The sequence below is a fragment of the Aequorivita capsosiphonis DSM 23843 genome, assembly GCF_000429125.1.
Classification (GTDB): domain Bacteria; phylum Bacteroidota; class Bacteroidia; order Flavobacteriales; family Flavobacteriaceae; genus Aequorivita; species Aequorivita capsosiphonis.
In genome coordinates, this window is sequence record NZ_KE386849.1 from 161581 (window position 1) to 176595 (window position 15015).

Here is a 15015-nt window from a genome sequence, read left to right on the forward strand (position 1 = left end):
CAAACGTGATTTAATCTAATCGCCTTCCGAAATTATCTCTAGTTTAAAGAAATAAATCTCATTTTCATTTTTGAAAATTTTTAAAGAAACAACATTAACTCCAAAGTTAAAAAAAGGCTAAACCCTCTCTTATAATTGCGCTACAAGAAGGCTTTGGTTATCTTTGGGAAAACCTTTAAAAACAAACAACATGGGCTATTTAAACCTCGATAAAGAGAAAACTACACATACTGCAAAAGAACTAAATATCCTCTTGGCAGATTATCACTTATACTATCAAAAACTTAGAAATTTTCACTGGAATGTTGTTGGGAATAACTTCTTCGATCTTCATATAAAATTTGAAGAAATGTATGAAGATGCGAAACTAAAAGTGGATGAAATTGCCGAACGTATTTTAACGCTTCGTTTTCAACCGACAAGTAATTTTACCAATTACTTAAAAATGAGCAGTATTAAAGAATCTTCGGAAGAGACTAAAGATATGGAAATGGTAAAAATATTACTCGAAGATCACGGAAAGCTTCTGAAGCAAATGCGAAAAGTGATTGAAAAAGCAGACAAGGCAGGCGATGAAGGAACAATTGATATGATTGGTGGATTTATTGGTCATATTGAAAAAATAAGTTGGATGCTCGATGCTTGGACTATGAAGACTGGAGCAAGTCATCCGGAAGCTGAAAAGTAAACGCTAAGAAGTAGAAAGAATATAAATTAGAAAACGGGGGAAGATTGAAAGTAAATTCAATCTTCCCCCGTTTTTGATTAGGGCGTATTGCTTAAAAATTATAAGAAATTGGACTTTATTTTTTGTATTTATAGATTTGGAGCACTAAACATCATTATCTTTTAGCCGCCCTTTCCAAATCCGAGAGAGCCTATCGTCGCTTTGAGCCTAACTAGCTTCGGAAAGTTTAAACTTTATTCACTTATATCGGAGGTTCTTCAACTCAATTTGTTAATCAAAAGCCAAACAAAGGTTAAGCTAATGCGTTTATAACAAAAAGCATTTATTTTCGCCGAGGTGAAATAAACCCCAATCCTACTTTAATGTTGGATTTTTAATTAACCCGAAATTTTTCTTTATCAAAAAAGTGACCTTATTGCATTATCTTCCCTACTATTTCGTTTTCCTTTATTTACTATGTGGTTCCACTATGATGGCCCAAGATTCCAAATTCAACCATTGGTCAGCTGAGCTTACGACTGGTATTCATGCACCTTTAACCCGCAGTAAAGGCCCTTCGCGTTCAGAATATATAGCCTTTAAACAATTTGAGTTGGCGGGTAGGTATATGTTTTCTGAAAATTTTGGAATAAAAGGGCATTACGCCTATAATCGTTTTGCCGATCCAAATAACTCCCAAATGGGAATAAGCCTGAACAGAATAGGCTTGGAAGGAGTTGCCAATATTGGCAAGCTATTAAATGTAGATTACCGTCTTCGTGAACTTCTTGGACTACTGTTCCACACAGGTTTGGGAGTTACACTGGCCAGTCCATCTAGCGCTAACGATATTGATAAAATAGGTAATGTTATCCTCGGCTTTACTGGGGAAATAAAGTTAAATGATCGCTTCACACTCTTAGGAGACATGACCTACGTTGCCAACTTTAAACAACAATACCGTTTCAATGGAACAGTGGTAAAAAACATTGAAAGCCTTGAAATACAAAGCTTTGTCAACTTAAGCATCGGTTTAATGTACAATTTGGGAGATGGAAAATATCACGCTGATTGGTATTAGTCGGTAGTCGGTAGTCGGTAGTCGGTAGTCGGTAGTCGGTAGTCGGTAGTCAAAAATAAAAATTCCAAATGGCGAGCACCAAATAATAAAAAACTACAAAAAACAAATACTAAAATCAAGTGAAAATGTGGCAGGTGGCATTAGCAGTAGGCAGTGGAGATTTGGTAAAAAAACAAAGGACACTATAATAACAATTCACTAATTTTCTTCAACTTCAACATCAGGTTTTTTTATTACGAGATTTTTTTAGTAAACAGGCTTCAAATATGGAATAAGTATTCCCCCTTGGGCTTATCTGCCCTCCTCCGGCGGGTAAACTGGGAGGAAAGGGCAAGGGTCTAAAAATCAAAGCCCAATCCAAATGCAACGCGCGTACTTTCTTTTGAATTGAATGCACTCACGTTGGCATGAAGCCCTCCAACTCCATCAATCCAAAAACCGCCACCAAAAGAATTGTGCCACTTTTTTGAAATATTATCTTTTAGCCAAACTCTTCCTAAATCAGCACCTCCATATATCCCCATTTGAAAAGGTCTTACTCCAATTTTAAAAGATGGTAGGGTATATCTAAGATCGGCATTTCCCACCAAAAAGGATTTTCCGGTAAAGCGTTGTTCCCTAAATCCACGTAAGCCATTGTCTCCTCCTAAGCTATTGGCTTGATAAAACTGATAATTCTCTTGGAAATTAACTTGATAGCGGAGATTCGTTTTTAGTATTATCTTTCTGTTTTGGGTGAGTGTATTATAAAACCCAATCCGCGTTTTTAAAAACCCGAAAGCCTTATCCATATTCTCCAAGTTATCCGTCACCCCCACTTTTAAATCGAACATCATCCCAACAGTAGGATTGACAGCGTCATCATAACTCCTATAATTGTAGATTCCTTCTAAAGTGCCGTAATACGAAGTTTCCCCTTTATTCCATACAGGAACCGCTGATATAAAATTATTTGGTAGCTTATTTACTTCATAAGCATCAAATGAAGCCTGTAATTTAAAGAAACTACCAAAATTACTGTTGCGAAGCAAACCTAGATTCGCCGACATTTGCTGTACTTCTACCCTATTGTAAGAATAGCCTTCGGCAGCCTGCCAATTTTTTGTTTCATTACCATAGCCGAAAAAGTTTCTGGTGTAATTCGGACTTGTAAAACGGCCACCAAGACTCAGGTTTAAATTGTTAATTACATTAGCAAACTCTCCTTCATAAGTGACCTCAAAGCTATTGCGATCCGTAAAATAAGCAGCGTTAAACCTGTGTTGTTGCGAAAAAGGATTTCGTTGGTAGCTGTCCACTCTAAAAACATATTGAAGTGCCGCACGAAATCCATCATCGGGATTAAAGCCTATTGCCGAAACTAGGCCGTTGGAACGTTCTAATTGTTTTCGATAATCGTAAACATTCAAGTTGTAAACATTTGTAAAGCGTAAATTGCCACCGTTTTTCTCTAAAACAGTATCATCCTTCTTTTCAAAATCATACACTTTTACGCGTTGGCCTTGCTTCAGCTCATAAACATCACTGCCTTGTCCGCCAATCAATCTTAGAAAGATTAAATTGTTTTCTTTTCCATCAACAACAAATTTATCCTTTCCCGACAGCCCATAAATCCACAGCTCTTTGGTGTCTTTTGTTAAAAAAGTGCGGTCGATAAGTGTATCGGACTTTACTCCATTTATAATATTAAAGCTTCTAACGTTTGTTCTTCCTTCGGGCAAACGCGTTATTTCAAAAAGATCGTCATAGTCTGTTCCTACGATAGTCTGTAAATAAGAAAGATACGTGTAATAGTTGTCTGCAATTTCAACCAGATTCTCCTTTCTCTCCTTCAATTTTCCCTTTATTTCTTCCAAAGATTCATCTTGCACTTCTTTAGGAATAGCATTAAAAGCTTTTTCTATCACTTCATCAGAAATGCTATCCTGCAATATTTTTGCAAGATATTTCCATTGGTTTCTGCCAGAGTTTCTTAATAAAGCCCTATCCAGAATAACTCCTTCTTTATTAAACCATGGTAGGTTCGTTAAGGTTTTGCCATAGACATGACTTTGTTTGGTTCCACTAAATAAGGATCGGGTTATGTCTAGGATATTTCCTTCAAAACTTGAAAAAGCATTATCTCTGTTTGTTGGGATGGGAACAAATACATTCTTTTCTTGTAAATTTTTATATTCAGCCCAACGCCAATGGTCAGGGCTACGATCCCAATTTCCTATTAGCATATCGAAGAGGCGTGATTTGATATAATTCTCTTCATCCACAAAAACATCACCCGTTTTTCTAGTTTTTGTGAGAATATCATCCGTAGTTTCGACCTCATCTGGATATTTAAACAGTCCTTCCCCTTCGCTTTTCTCTGAAGGTTCAATTGAAATTAGATATAGTTCATCCCCATAATTTTCATTATAATTTCCGAGTGATTTTTGTTTGGGCACATAATAAAGCTCCGGGCTGGTATAAAAGATATCCACTGCCTTCGCCATTTCAGGAATGGATAAAATTGCATAGGGATGTGTAGCGGTATAAAAGGTAAAATCCTGTCCTTTTATAGAAGAAACATCTACACTTTCAACTTCAGAAGGCTTATTATCGTCATCTTCAAAAACGATTTGTTTTGAAATCTGAAGTGCCTTCTTGCCCATGGATCTCATTTGGTATCGATTGCCCTTTTTATCAATTAAAATAAGCGAGTTATAATCGGCAGCTTTATTTTCATATTTTACCTTTAAACCTCCAAACAAAGTATCTAAAGAAGCCACTTGAGCTTTAACAGGTTGTGAGTAGGCATCTTTATACTTAGCGCCCCAAACGGTTTTAAAGAACAGAGCTTCCCTTATACTGTCTTGTTTATAGATGGGTACGGTGTATTCCTGCGGAAATATTTCAGGATATTTTGAAACATCCACGTTTTTTGGTGCGGGAATAACTTCCTTTTGAAAAATAAGCGCTGGTTTAAAGTTTTCTCCTTTAACAAAATAACGCACCCAAGAAGAACCATCCTCAAAAACATCCAAAACCGCAAAACCTTGAGCCCCCGTACTGAAAAAGCCATCCTTTCCTGTTGCTGCGTAAGATTCCTTAGAACCTGCTCCAGAAACAATTTGATAAAATCCATCTTTTTCTATATACTGAAGATTGTGATCGTGACCCGAAACAAAAACCAATCGTTGATTGTTTTTAGCCAACTTTTGCAACCTCAACATTAAATTATTGTAAAGCTCATTATACCTGTCCTGCACAGAAACGCCGCCTTGAGAGCGTATTTGGACTACCAGTGAAGAAAGCCCTGGCAACGGAATTTTCTTCTGAAAAGGATATAAATGTTTTTCTAAGGCAAAATAGCCACCGTGGTTCCCATTGGTAAACATGGGATGGTGCATGGCAAAAACAATCGTTTTGTTTTGGTTTTTTTCCAGTTCAAGGCCGAGGTCAATAAAGAATTTTTCACGCGTTTTTATATCACAGCCTTGGTTTATACTCGGATTTTTGTTCCAGTCTTCCAAAAACCACTGGGTATCAATAATAAGCAATTGGATATTATCAGAAACATTTATACTCTCCAAAGGACAACCATTGCTGGGTTTAAAAGCATCTTGATCTGGAAATTGAGCTTCCACATAATTCTCTTCCCTAGCAACGCCCAAAACGCCTCCATTATACCATTCGTGGTTTCCGGGAATGAAAATAGTATGACCCTTGTAATCCTTGACCGCAGTATGCTGCGCATCTATCATGTTTTCAGATTGCTTGCGACGCGGATGATCTTCGGGATCCATTCCGGCGGGATAAATATTATCACCTAAGAAAATTGTGTAATTCCCTGTAGTTTTCTGTGTTTTAAGGTAGCCCTTAAAGGTCGTTAAAGCATCGCTCATTCCACCCATTGGCGAAAGTCCTGCATCGCCTACCAGATAAAAGGTTTTTTCTATTTTCTTAGATGAAGGGTAAATTGGGTTGGCTTCCTTATCCTTAAACTGAGGTGCAAAAGTGGCACAAGAGCTTAGCACGAAAACTAATAGTAAGAAATAATACTTTTTAAAAATCATAAATCCGGTTCTCTACTAACTTAAGGGAAATAATTGAAACTCCAAATGACAAGCACCAAACTCCAAATAAATTCCAAAAACAAATGACAAATTCCAAATAACAACAAATTTCAAAAATATCAAACAACAAATCGATTTCATCTTCTTCTACTGGTACAAGCCTAAAGATTTTTCATTTTTGACCATTGAACATTGAAAATTGAGTATTGAGTATTGAAAATCGAATTCTTCATATGTCTTAAGTCCCAATCTCATCTCTCACGTCTCACCTCTAAAATTACATCGAAACCTTAACTCCAAATGTAAACCGCAGGCCTTCATCGCCGGTGAAAAGGTTGAGTGTTCCGCTCAATAGATCGGCAGTGTTTATCCAAAGTCCTCCCCCGTAGGAATCATGCCAAGCATCGGAAGTATCATTTGGAACCCATACCCTTCCTATATCATAACCACCAAAAACACCTATTTGAATAGGCGTTAATGCGGTTCGGAATTTATTGAAACTGTATCGTAAATCTACTCCTCCAACGGCAGCGGTTCTTCCAGTAAAACGTTCTTTTCGATAGCTGCGCAGTCCAGTATCGCTTCCCAATTGCGCGCCTTGATAAAACTCATAGTTGTTACCAATATTAAACTGACCTTGAACATCTGTTTTTAAAACCAGTTTACGGTTTCTGGTTAGCGCATTGTAAAATATGATTTCAGGTTTTATATATCCAAAAACGCGCTCGCTATCTTGAACGTTTTGAGTGGCTCCAGCTACAAGACTAAAATCCATTCCTCGCGTTGGATTCACCTTATTATCATAACTCTCATATTGATATTTTCCTTCCACAGTAGCAAAATATTGTGTTTCGTCCAATTCTGTAAAACTTGGAGTTAGATCTGTAATAAACCTGTCTGGGGTACCTTCCACTTTAATCCCTTCAAAGCTAGCTTTAAACTGAAACATACTTCCATAAGGCGAGTCCTTTTTAATACCTATGGAACCTCCGTAGCCTCCAATACGAACCCGATTGTAATCTTTACCAATATCAAATTCATAATCTGGATTGAAGGTTTCATTTCCGAAGCCAAAGTAGTTTTCAGAAAAATTCGGGTTTTTAAAATAGCCACCTATCAAAAAGTTCCAACTTCCGAAGATGTTGGCAAACTCTCCTTCGTATGCAGCAATCAAACTATTGGTCGCAAAAAAATAACCCAGTGCCAGCCTGTGTTGTTGCGAAAAAGGATTACGTTGAAAACCATTTACAGTATACACGTCCGAAATACCTATTTTAAATCCATCATCAGGATTGTAACCCAATGCCGGCAACAATAGATTTACCGATTGAATCTGTTTTTTAGTATCGTAGGTGTTTAAATCATAGTTATCAGTAAATCTGAAAGCCGCGCCACCTTTTTCCTCGACGGTATTCTTTTTACTCTTTTGATCGTACACCTTTATTTTTCTTCCGTTTGCAATTTTATAAACGTCGTTGTTTTGCCCACCGATTATACGAATGAAGATTGGATTATTTCCTTTTCCCTTCACTTCAAAAACATCATCGTCATCTAAACCATATACCCAGATTTCTTTGGTTTCCTTTGCATAAAAGGTTCGATCCACCATCATCACTCCTTTTTCACCATTTTTAATTCTATACGTCTTGATATTCGTTTTTCCATCAGACAAACGCATTATTTCGAAATAATCATCTTTATTGGTTCCCGTTACTATTTGAAGTTTGGCAAGATAATCGTAATATTCGCCTGCTATTTTCACAATATTATCTCTTCTTCCCTTGAGTTTTTGCATTATTTCAGCCGCTGTTTCATCTTGGACTTCCTTGGGAAGATCTTTAAACGCGTCATCTACAACAGCATCGGTAATGGATTTTTGAATAATCGCTGCTTCTTCTAACCATGCATCTTTTCCGTAGTTTTGAATCAGAGCATGATCCAGTTTTATTCCTGCTGAATTAAACCACTTGGTGTTTTTAAGCTCTGCTCCGTACACTTGAAATTGTCTAGAGGTATTGAACAGCGTTCGCACCACATCCAACAAGCCGCCATCAAAGTTTGAATAAACTTGATCCCTATCTCGAGGGATGGGCTCAAAAGTAACACTGCCATCTTCATTGTCGTGTTGGGTAAAGCGCCATTGATCGTTGTGTCGATCCCAATCGCCTATCAACATATCAAAAATTCTAGCTCGGATAAATGCCTTTTCGTTTAACTGATACTTTTCATCTTTATGCAATTTTTCCAAAAGGTCATCTGTACTTTCTACATTGTCAGGATAGTCAAATGTTTCTCCTTTAAAATTTTTATCCGGTCGTTCCACGATCATATAAAGTGCATCTCCATAATTTTTATTAAACGTACCCAAGGCTTTTTGTTTTGGCACATAAAAGAGTTTTGGATTTGTGTGAAGAATATCCGCAGCGCCCGCCAATTTAGGAATGGTAAACGCTCCGTACGGATGTGCCGCAGTATAAAAATCGAGAATCAAATCTTCGGGGATGGTATTTTTAAAATCGTTTTCAACTTCCTTGTTTTTTAAAATCACATTCTGAAGAAACTGCACCGCACTTTTTTTCATGGCGCGCATATTATAGGTTTTTCCATCTTTATCTTCCAATCGCAACGATCGCGTTTGATGTCCGCCACCAGCTCTAACCACGTGCAAACCTCCATATAAAGTATCTAAAAGAACCGTTTTTGCGGTAACATCGATTCCATAAACTTTTCGATAGTGTTCTCCCCAAACTGTTTTATAAAAACCTGTTTTCTCAACCATATCATCGCTATAGATTTTCGCCTTAACTGTTTTGGGTAAATTTTCGTGAAGTGTAGAAAAGTCATAACCTTGTTCCGCAGGAAAAACTTCCTTTTGAAAAAGTAACTCTGAAGCGCCATTATCATCAGCTTTAAAAAAACGAACATCAGACAATCCATCTTTCCCTATATCCAATCTTGCAAAACCTTCTTCGCCAGCAACAAATTGACCATATTGTCCAAGTGAAGCTGCCGTAGCCCCAGAGCCTGATCCGGAAACAATTTGCTTTACAACCCCTTCTTCGTTATACTGTAAAGATTTGTCGAGTCCTGAAACAAAAACAAGTCGGTCCAGATCTTTTGTGAGTACTTTTAAGCGATCCATAAGTTCGTTATAGCGCTCATTGTAACGATCCTGCTTTGAGATTGCGCCTTGAATTTTTATTTGCTTAATAAACGTACTGAAAAAATCTTTGTGAATTAAAGGATATTTGCCGCCATGCTCTCCATAAGTTATCAATGGATGATACATAGCCACAATAATGGTCTTTGTTGCATTTTTCTTTAATTCGCTTTCAATTTCGGTGAAGAATTTATCGCGGGTTTTTATTTGGCATTTCTTATTCATTTTGGGATAAGCGTCCCAATCTTCCAAAAACCACTGCGTATCTATGGTGAGCAAATAAATATCATCATTTATATCAATGCCTTCCAAGGCACAACCATTATTGGGCTGCAAAACATCGGCATCGTCAAAGCGAGCTTTTAAGAAGTCTTCCTCGAGTTCTAAACCATCTACCCCGCTCTTCCAGTCGCGGTTTCCAGGGAGAACCACCACTTTTCCTTTAAAATCTTTTAAAGCATCTATCTGAAGCTGCATGGAGTTTTGGGCCTTTTGTTTGGCCTTATCGTCTTTTGGCTGCATTCCTGAAGGGTAGAAACTATTTCCCAAAAACAATACGTAACTATCCTTAGAATTATTTTCAGAAATATAATTTCCAAGGGATTTCATTGATTTTGAAGCTTCCGCCTCGGCATTCCCCGCGTTTCCGATTAGGTAAAATGTTTTATCAATGGATTTTTTTGAAAGTTCTTTAGAAGGCTCCCCTTGGTTGGTTCTGTACTGGGGCTGGTAGCTTGCGCAGGCAGAAAGAATGGCGGCTGACACAAAAGTTATAAAGATGTTAATTTTATTCATATATATATTTGGCGGTTGATTTTTTAGTACTTTGGATATCTAAAATTTTTATATGAGCGACATTGTTCAAGCTGCCGATGATTTTATCTTCCAACTTTTTAAAGATGAGCTTCCGAATACCTTTGTGTATCATAATTACACACATTCAAAGCGTGTTTATAAAAGTATAAATGAAATCATTGAAAACTCCCAAATTGATGTTAAAGATGCGACTATCCTGCGTTTAGCAGCTTTACTACACGATACAGGCTATACAATTTCACGTAAGAAGCATGAAGAGGAAGGGGTGAAAATTGCCACTGAATTTCTTGAAGAACACGATGTAGAAAAAGATATTATTGAGGGGGTAAACAGGTGTATTCTCGCCACAAAATTTAAGGATACGGTTCCAAATTCGGAGCTTGAAAAAATAATCCGCGATGCCGATTCTTCCCATTTTGGGAAAGATTATTTTGAAGAGGCTAGTGAGTTTTTAAGACAAGAATATCTTTTTCAGAATGTTCACAATTATACTTCTGAGGAATGGTTAGACGAAAACATAAAAGTATTAGTTGAAGAACATCAATATTATACAGATTATGCCTTAAAGAATTGGCAACCAGTTAAAGAAGAAAACTTAGCCAAACTTCTGAAAAACCGTAAAAAGAATAAACAAAAACTACAAAAGGAAAAGGTAAAAGCACAATTAAAGGCCAAATATAAAGACGGTAGCCCTGAACGTGGAATACAGACTTTTTATCGCACTGCGCTTAGAAACCATATGAAACTGAGTGATATAGCAGACACCAAAGCCAACATCATGCTTTCGGTAAATGCAATTATCATCTCCTTGGTTCTCTCTAATCTTATTTCAAAATTGGACAACAACAATTATCTAATTGTCCCTACGGCCATTTTCATCCTTTTTAGTGCAATAACCATGATTTTGGCGGTAATTGCAACAAGACCCAATGTTACCCGAGGCGAGTTTACCAAAGAAGATGTTGAAAATAAAACTGTTAATCTTACTTTCTTCGGAAACTTTCATAGCATGGAACTCGAACAATTTGAATGGGCTATTGAAGAGCTTTTAAAAGATAGAGATTACGTTTACAAGGCACTTACCAAAGATTTATATTTTTTAGGAAAGGTCTTGGATAGAAAATACCGAATATTACGGCTTACCTACACCATCTTCGTAGCCGGAACCATAATCTCTTTACTGTCCTTTGCGATATTCTTTTATTTGGAAATGTAAGTCTGTCTTCGATACATTTTGAAAGCAATAAAACTTTAGATAATGCATTTAAAGGTTGTTCTGCTTTCAATACACTCAGACACCTTTGAGCGATAAAAAGATTGAGAACGGTTTATCGGTGAATTGACAAAGTGGAAAATCAAAGACCTGTCGTGGGTACATTTTGAAAGCAATGAACTTTAGTTAATGAATTCAACGGTTGTTGGACTTTCAAAACACTCAGACAGCGAAAATCTTTGACAGCCGACGAAGTATATAATTCTGAATCAAGCTCCCATCATTAAATTTGGGCCATCAAATCTTCGTAGGTATAATATTCCTTGGTTTTTTCGTTGTTTTTTGAATATAGAACTTTCACGCGTAAGGCTTTAAGGCCGGTAACACCCTGCAAGTCTTCCAATTCCAACATTTCTATTTCATTTCCAAGCAATTTCTTGTGTTGTAGAAATGAAATGTATTTCAAATATTCTTCTTCATCTTCCTTTTGGGAATAGATAATCGCCACTTTCCCGGGTTGGGTAATGCGTTCCTGGGTATTTTTTATATGCGCCTTATCAACACGTTTTTTCACTACTTCATAACGGGCATTGTAAGTGCCATCAACATCAAAACGCTTTTCGTCCATTCTAAAACGCAAAGATAACGAGCCATTGAAAGCTAGTATCATGGAGGCTACATCCAGTTTTATTGGGAGTTTATCTTTAAGATGAAAATAACTGTTCTCCATTTCGCAGACCACTTGAAGCTGCCAGAGCTTCAAATTGTTAAGGTAAATTTTGTTGAAAGAACGGTCCTGGGTAATACTTTCGCCAATATAAAGGTTGTGTTCCACACCATCCGTTTTAAAGCGTTCAAAATAATGAGGATACATTTCCTGTGCTTCCTGCTGCTTTTTGTCCATAATGGAAGCGAGCTTTTTATTGATGATCATCACGCTTTCGTCATAATCTTTTCGGTGTTTATAAACGAAGCCGGTATTAGAGTCTATTAGTTCATTGTATTCATCTACTAAATTCTTATAGACCTCATCTCTTTCTCTAATATATTTAAAAAACGGGATAATTTCCGAAGTTAAAAAATTCATTATATTTTTTTCGGTGTCTACTTGAAGGTTTTCTTCTATATCATCCAAAAATTTGGCGATACTAAATTTCATCTGTTCCAATATAGGAAGTGGACTGTGGTTCATTAATTTCTCCAAAATCCCTCCAATATAAGTCAATTGGAGCGTAAGGTCTTTTTTTATGGCCTCGTTTCTCGCTTCGGAAGACCCCTTAATATCCGTCTGACCGTAAAGTGGATGTACATCTGCAAAAACAACCTCCCTGAAAATGGTAGGGTTTCCTGCAGTTATTGAATTCAAATAGCGTTTGGCTTCCTTTCTAAACTTCCAGTGAACACTGCTATGCAAAGCGGTGCACTCTTCTTGGATTATAAGTTCCAATTCGTTTTCGAGATTTTGCTTTGAACGTACTACGGTATCAATTACGAAAGGCATAATATCTCGCAGCTTGTTTGCATTAATCGTGTTTAACGCATTGGCTTCTTCTGAAACAAGTTCTAAGACGCCTAAGATTTTACCTTCATAAATTATTGCTGCTAAAATGGCACTCTTTATTCCTTGATCGAGCATTTTTTTATAAAGCAAATTATCGGGATATAACTTGTGATAGCGTTCCGAATCTGTTACACAATAAAACTGCTTTTGCTTAAAAATGGTATAATAGGAAGCGCTACAAAGCGCTTCTTTACTGGCCTGTGATTTTTCTCCATTTAAGAGAAAGCTATCAACTTCTTTAAACAACACCCGCTCAAAATTCTCTGTTTCTTCGTTGTAGTCAGTAAACCCAACCTTTAAGTTCTTTAAATTGAAAATAGAACGGAAGATGTCGTTAAACTCCGTATTGTAGAAGTCGCCATTTTTTTCAAGACGCAGTAAATTCGTTTTAAAGTTGGAAATGGAGACATTCATGGTAACATCTATAAGCGTCGCAATAACGAAACCATTAAAAATCCAACTTTTAGGCGGAAATTTTTCTTTCCAAACAGAAACATCTTCAAAACTTTCCAAGAGCTCATTGATATCTTTCTCTGTGATATCTTTTGCTTTTGCAGTTTTTTGGATCTCAACAAAATCGGCGTTGTAGAGGAGGCTATAATTCCGAATCATTCCTCGAGAATCTGGAATGTTATAATAATAGGAACGTCGGAAATCTACCTTTTTCCCATAATAATGACTTAAAATAAGACTACACCCCATGATGTAGAATTCATCTTCGTCAAAATTAATAATATTGAGTGGGAAGTCATTCCCGGCGGCTTTCATAATACTTTTGTAGCGTTCGGTACTTTTAAATGACACTTCTTGATAAGGAATGGTCGCAAATTTTATTTCATTATTCTGTAATACCGAAGGAAATAATGGAGAAAGAACAATATCGATCTGTTCTTGATATGCATCCAAGTCGTCAAAATCTGTTATACCTGATGATAAAATAGGGTAATCTTTTTCAACTGAAAATATTTCAGAATACCAACTTTTATCAATTCCACTCTTCGCAATCTCCTCCCTATAGGCATCAAAAACTTTTTTGAGGCCTATTCTGGTTTCTAATGGGAAATCATTTTTCACTTCTTTCATATTATATAAAATCCTAACAAATAAATATAAGGTTTAAAAATGTTGCAATATGTTAATAAAAAACAAAAACTACAGGCTATTTCTGCTTTCAAATAATAAACAAGTATTTTTGCCGAAATTTAAAAGACTTAATCTATGAGACTCATTTTTGCTTCAATCCTTACACTATCCTTGATATCCTGTAATAAAAACAGTGATAGTTATAAATTAGAAGGCGACGCCATTGGCTTTGCGGACGGTACTGAAGTAGTTGTATATACTTTAGAAAACAAACAGCCTAAACCCATTGATACATTAATAATAACGGAAGGAAAGTTTTCTGCTGTTTACCCAAATAATGATATCACTCCCTTAAACTTTTTGAGAGTTGGAGATATAAACGCTTCCATTTTATATTTTCCTGAAAACGAAGATATAAGAGCAACAATTTATAAAGACAGCATTCAATCATCTCGCATAATTGGTGGGAAGCAAAATGCTGCCTACACAGGTTTTGTTGAAAAAATGAGTACTTTCAATAATAAGAAGCAAAAAAGCATGGAAAGTTTTCGCGCTGCCAAAGAGACCAATGATACGGAAGCGATTGCGAAAATACAGAGTGAAAATCTAAACCTTATGGGGGAGGAAACAGAATATAAAAAGGAATTTTTAAAAGAAAACAACAATTCATTATTTTCGGTTATGCTTATTTCTGAAATGGCCAGCAGACAGGAAATTACTCCGTCCGAAGCTTCAGAATATCTTGACAAAATGGATCCTTCCATTGCTTCGTCTGATATTGCACAAAACTTAAAAGCCAATCTTGAAGCCGTTAAAAAGGCCGATATGGGCAATGCAGCTCCCAATTTTAGCGCACCAACACCAACTGGAGAAACATTGTCTTTAAAAGATGCGCTGGGCAAGTATACCATTATCGATTTTTGGGCTTCTTGGTGCAGACCTTGCCGTATTGAAAACCCAAACGTAGTGAAGGTTTACAATAAATATCACGAGAAAGGTTTAAACATTATCAGCGTTTCTTTAGATAAGGCTGACCAAAAAGATAAATGGATACAAGCAATAAAAGATGATAATATGGATTGGTATCATGTGTCTAACCTTAAGTTTTGGCAAGATCCAATCGCACGACAATACAACGTGCGTTCCATTCCCGCAACATTTCTACTTGATGAAAACGGGATGATTATAGACAAAGATCTTCGCGGGGCTGCTTTGGAGGCAAAGATAGCCTCTCTTTTGGGTGGGGAATAGTTGTGAGACGTGAGACGTTTCCACCTACGCTAAAGCTTTGGTGGACGAAGTGACGGATGACGAAATTAAAAAAAGCCTCGGTTCTGCTTGGAACCGAGGCTTTCTTATTTGAAGAAGTTTTTACAATAAACGTC

Annotated in this window: 7 protein-coding genes; 4 read left to right on the forward strand and 3 right to left on the reverse strand. The window is 36.8% G+C overall.

The genetic code is table 11. The features are described 5' to 3' along the window. Positions 1–190 precede the first annotated feature (190 nt). Complete coding sequence (locus tag G440_RS0116340) at positions 191–688, forward strand: Dps family protein (protein ID WP_026452273.1); 498 nt, start codon at positions 191–193, stop codon at positions 686–688. Between the two features lie 406 nt (positions 689–1094). Further along, on the forward strand, positions 1095–1748 hold the full coding sequence (locus G440_RS0116345) for a hypothetical protein (RefSeq protein ID WP_169718972.1): 654 nt from the start codon (positions 1095–1097) through the stop codon (positions 1746–1748). 338 nt (positions 1749–2086) lie between these two features. Here the strand turns inward: G440_RS0116345 and G440_RS0116350 are convergent, their stop codons facing one another. Both G440_RS0116350 and G440_RS0116355 read right to left on the reverse strand, forming a co-directional pair. After that, entirely contained in the window at positions 2087–5797 is a 3711-nt protein-coding gene (locus tag G440_RS0116350) for a metallophosphoesterase (protein ID WP_026452275.1), read from the reverse strand. Between the two features lie 277 nt (positions 5798–6074). Further along, positions 6075–9752, reverse strand: coding sequence for a phosphoesterase (locus tag G440_RS0116355; protein ID WP_026452276.1), 3678 nt, complete (start codon positions 9750–9752; stop codon positions 6075–6077). 52 nt (positions 9753–9804) lie between these two features. Here G440_RS0116355 and G440_RS0116360 point away from each other — a divergent pair, with 52 nt between their 5' ends. Next, positions 9805–10989, forward strand: coding sequence for a Pycsar system effector family protein (locus tag G440_RS0116360; protein WP_026452277.1), 1185 nt, complete (start codon positions 9805–9807; stop codon positions 10987–10989). Positions 10990–11269: 280 nt separating this feature from the next. Here the strand turns inward: G440_RS0116360 and G440_RS0116365 are convergent, their stop codons facing one another. Further along, entirely contained in the window at positions 11270–13630 is a 2361-nt protein-coding gene (locus G440_RS0116365; protein WP_026452278.1) for a GAF domain-containing protein, read from the reverse strand. Between the two features lie 135 nt (positions 13631–13765). On the opposite strand from G440_RS0116365, the gene G440_RS0116370 reads away from it, so the two are divergent. Further along, positions 13766–14881, forward strand: a complete 1116-nt coding sequence (locus G440_RS0116370; protein WP_026452279.1) for a TlpA disulfide reductase family protein — start codon at positions 13766–13768, stop codon at positions 14879–14881. Positions 14882–15015 lie beyond the last annotated feature (134 nt).

Excerpts from the sequence above, each read along its gene's own strand:
- G440_RS0116340 (WP_026452273.1), top strand. The coding sequence starts at position 191 with ATGGGCTATTTAAACCTCGATAAAGAGAAAACTACACATACTGCAAAA.
- G440_RS0116350 (WP_026452275.1), bottom strand. The coding sequence starts at position 5,797 with ATGATTTTTAAAAAGTATTATTTCTTACTATTAGTTTTCGTGCTAAGC.
- G440_RS0116355 (WP_026452276.1), bottom strand. The coding sequence starts at position 9,752 with ATGAATAAAATTAACATCTTTATAACTTTTGTGTCAGCCGCCATTCTT.
- G440_RS0116360 (WP_026452277.1), top strand. The coding sequence starts at position 9,805 with ATGAGCGACATTGTTCAAGCTGCCGATGATTTTATCTTCCAACTTTTT.
- G440_RS0116365 (WP_026452278.1), bottom strand. The coding sequence starts at position 13,630 with ATGAAAGAAGTGAAAAATGATTTCCCATTAGAAACCAGAATAGGCCTC.
- G440_RS0116370 (WP_026452279.1), top strand. The coding sequence starts at position 13,766 with ATGAGACTCATTTTTGCTTCAATCCTTACACTATCCTTGATATCCTGT.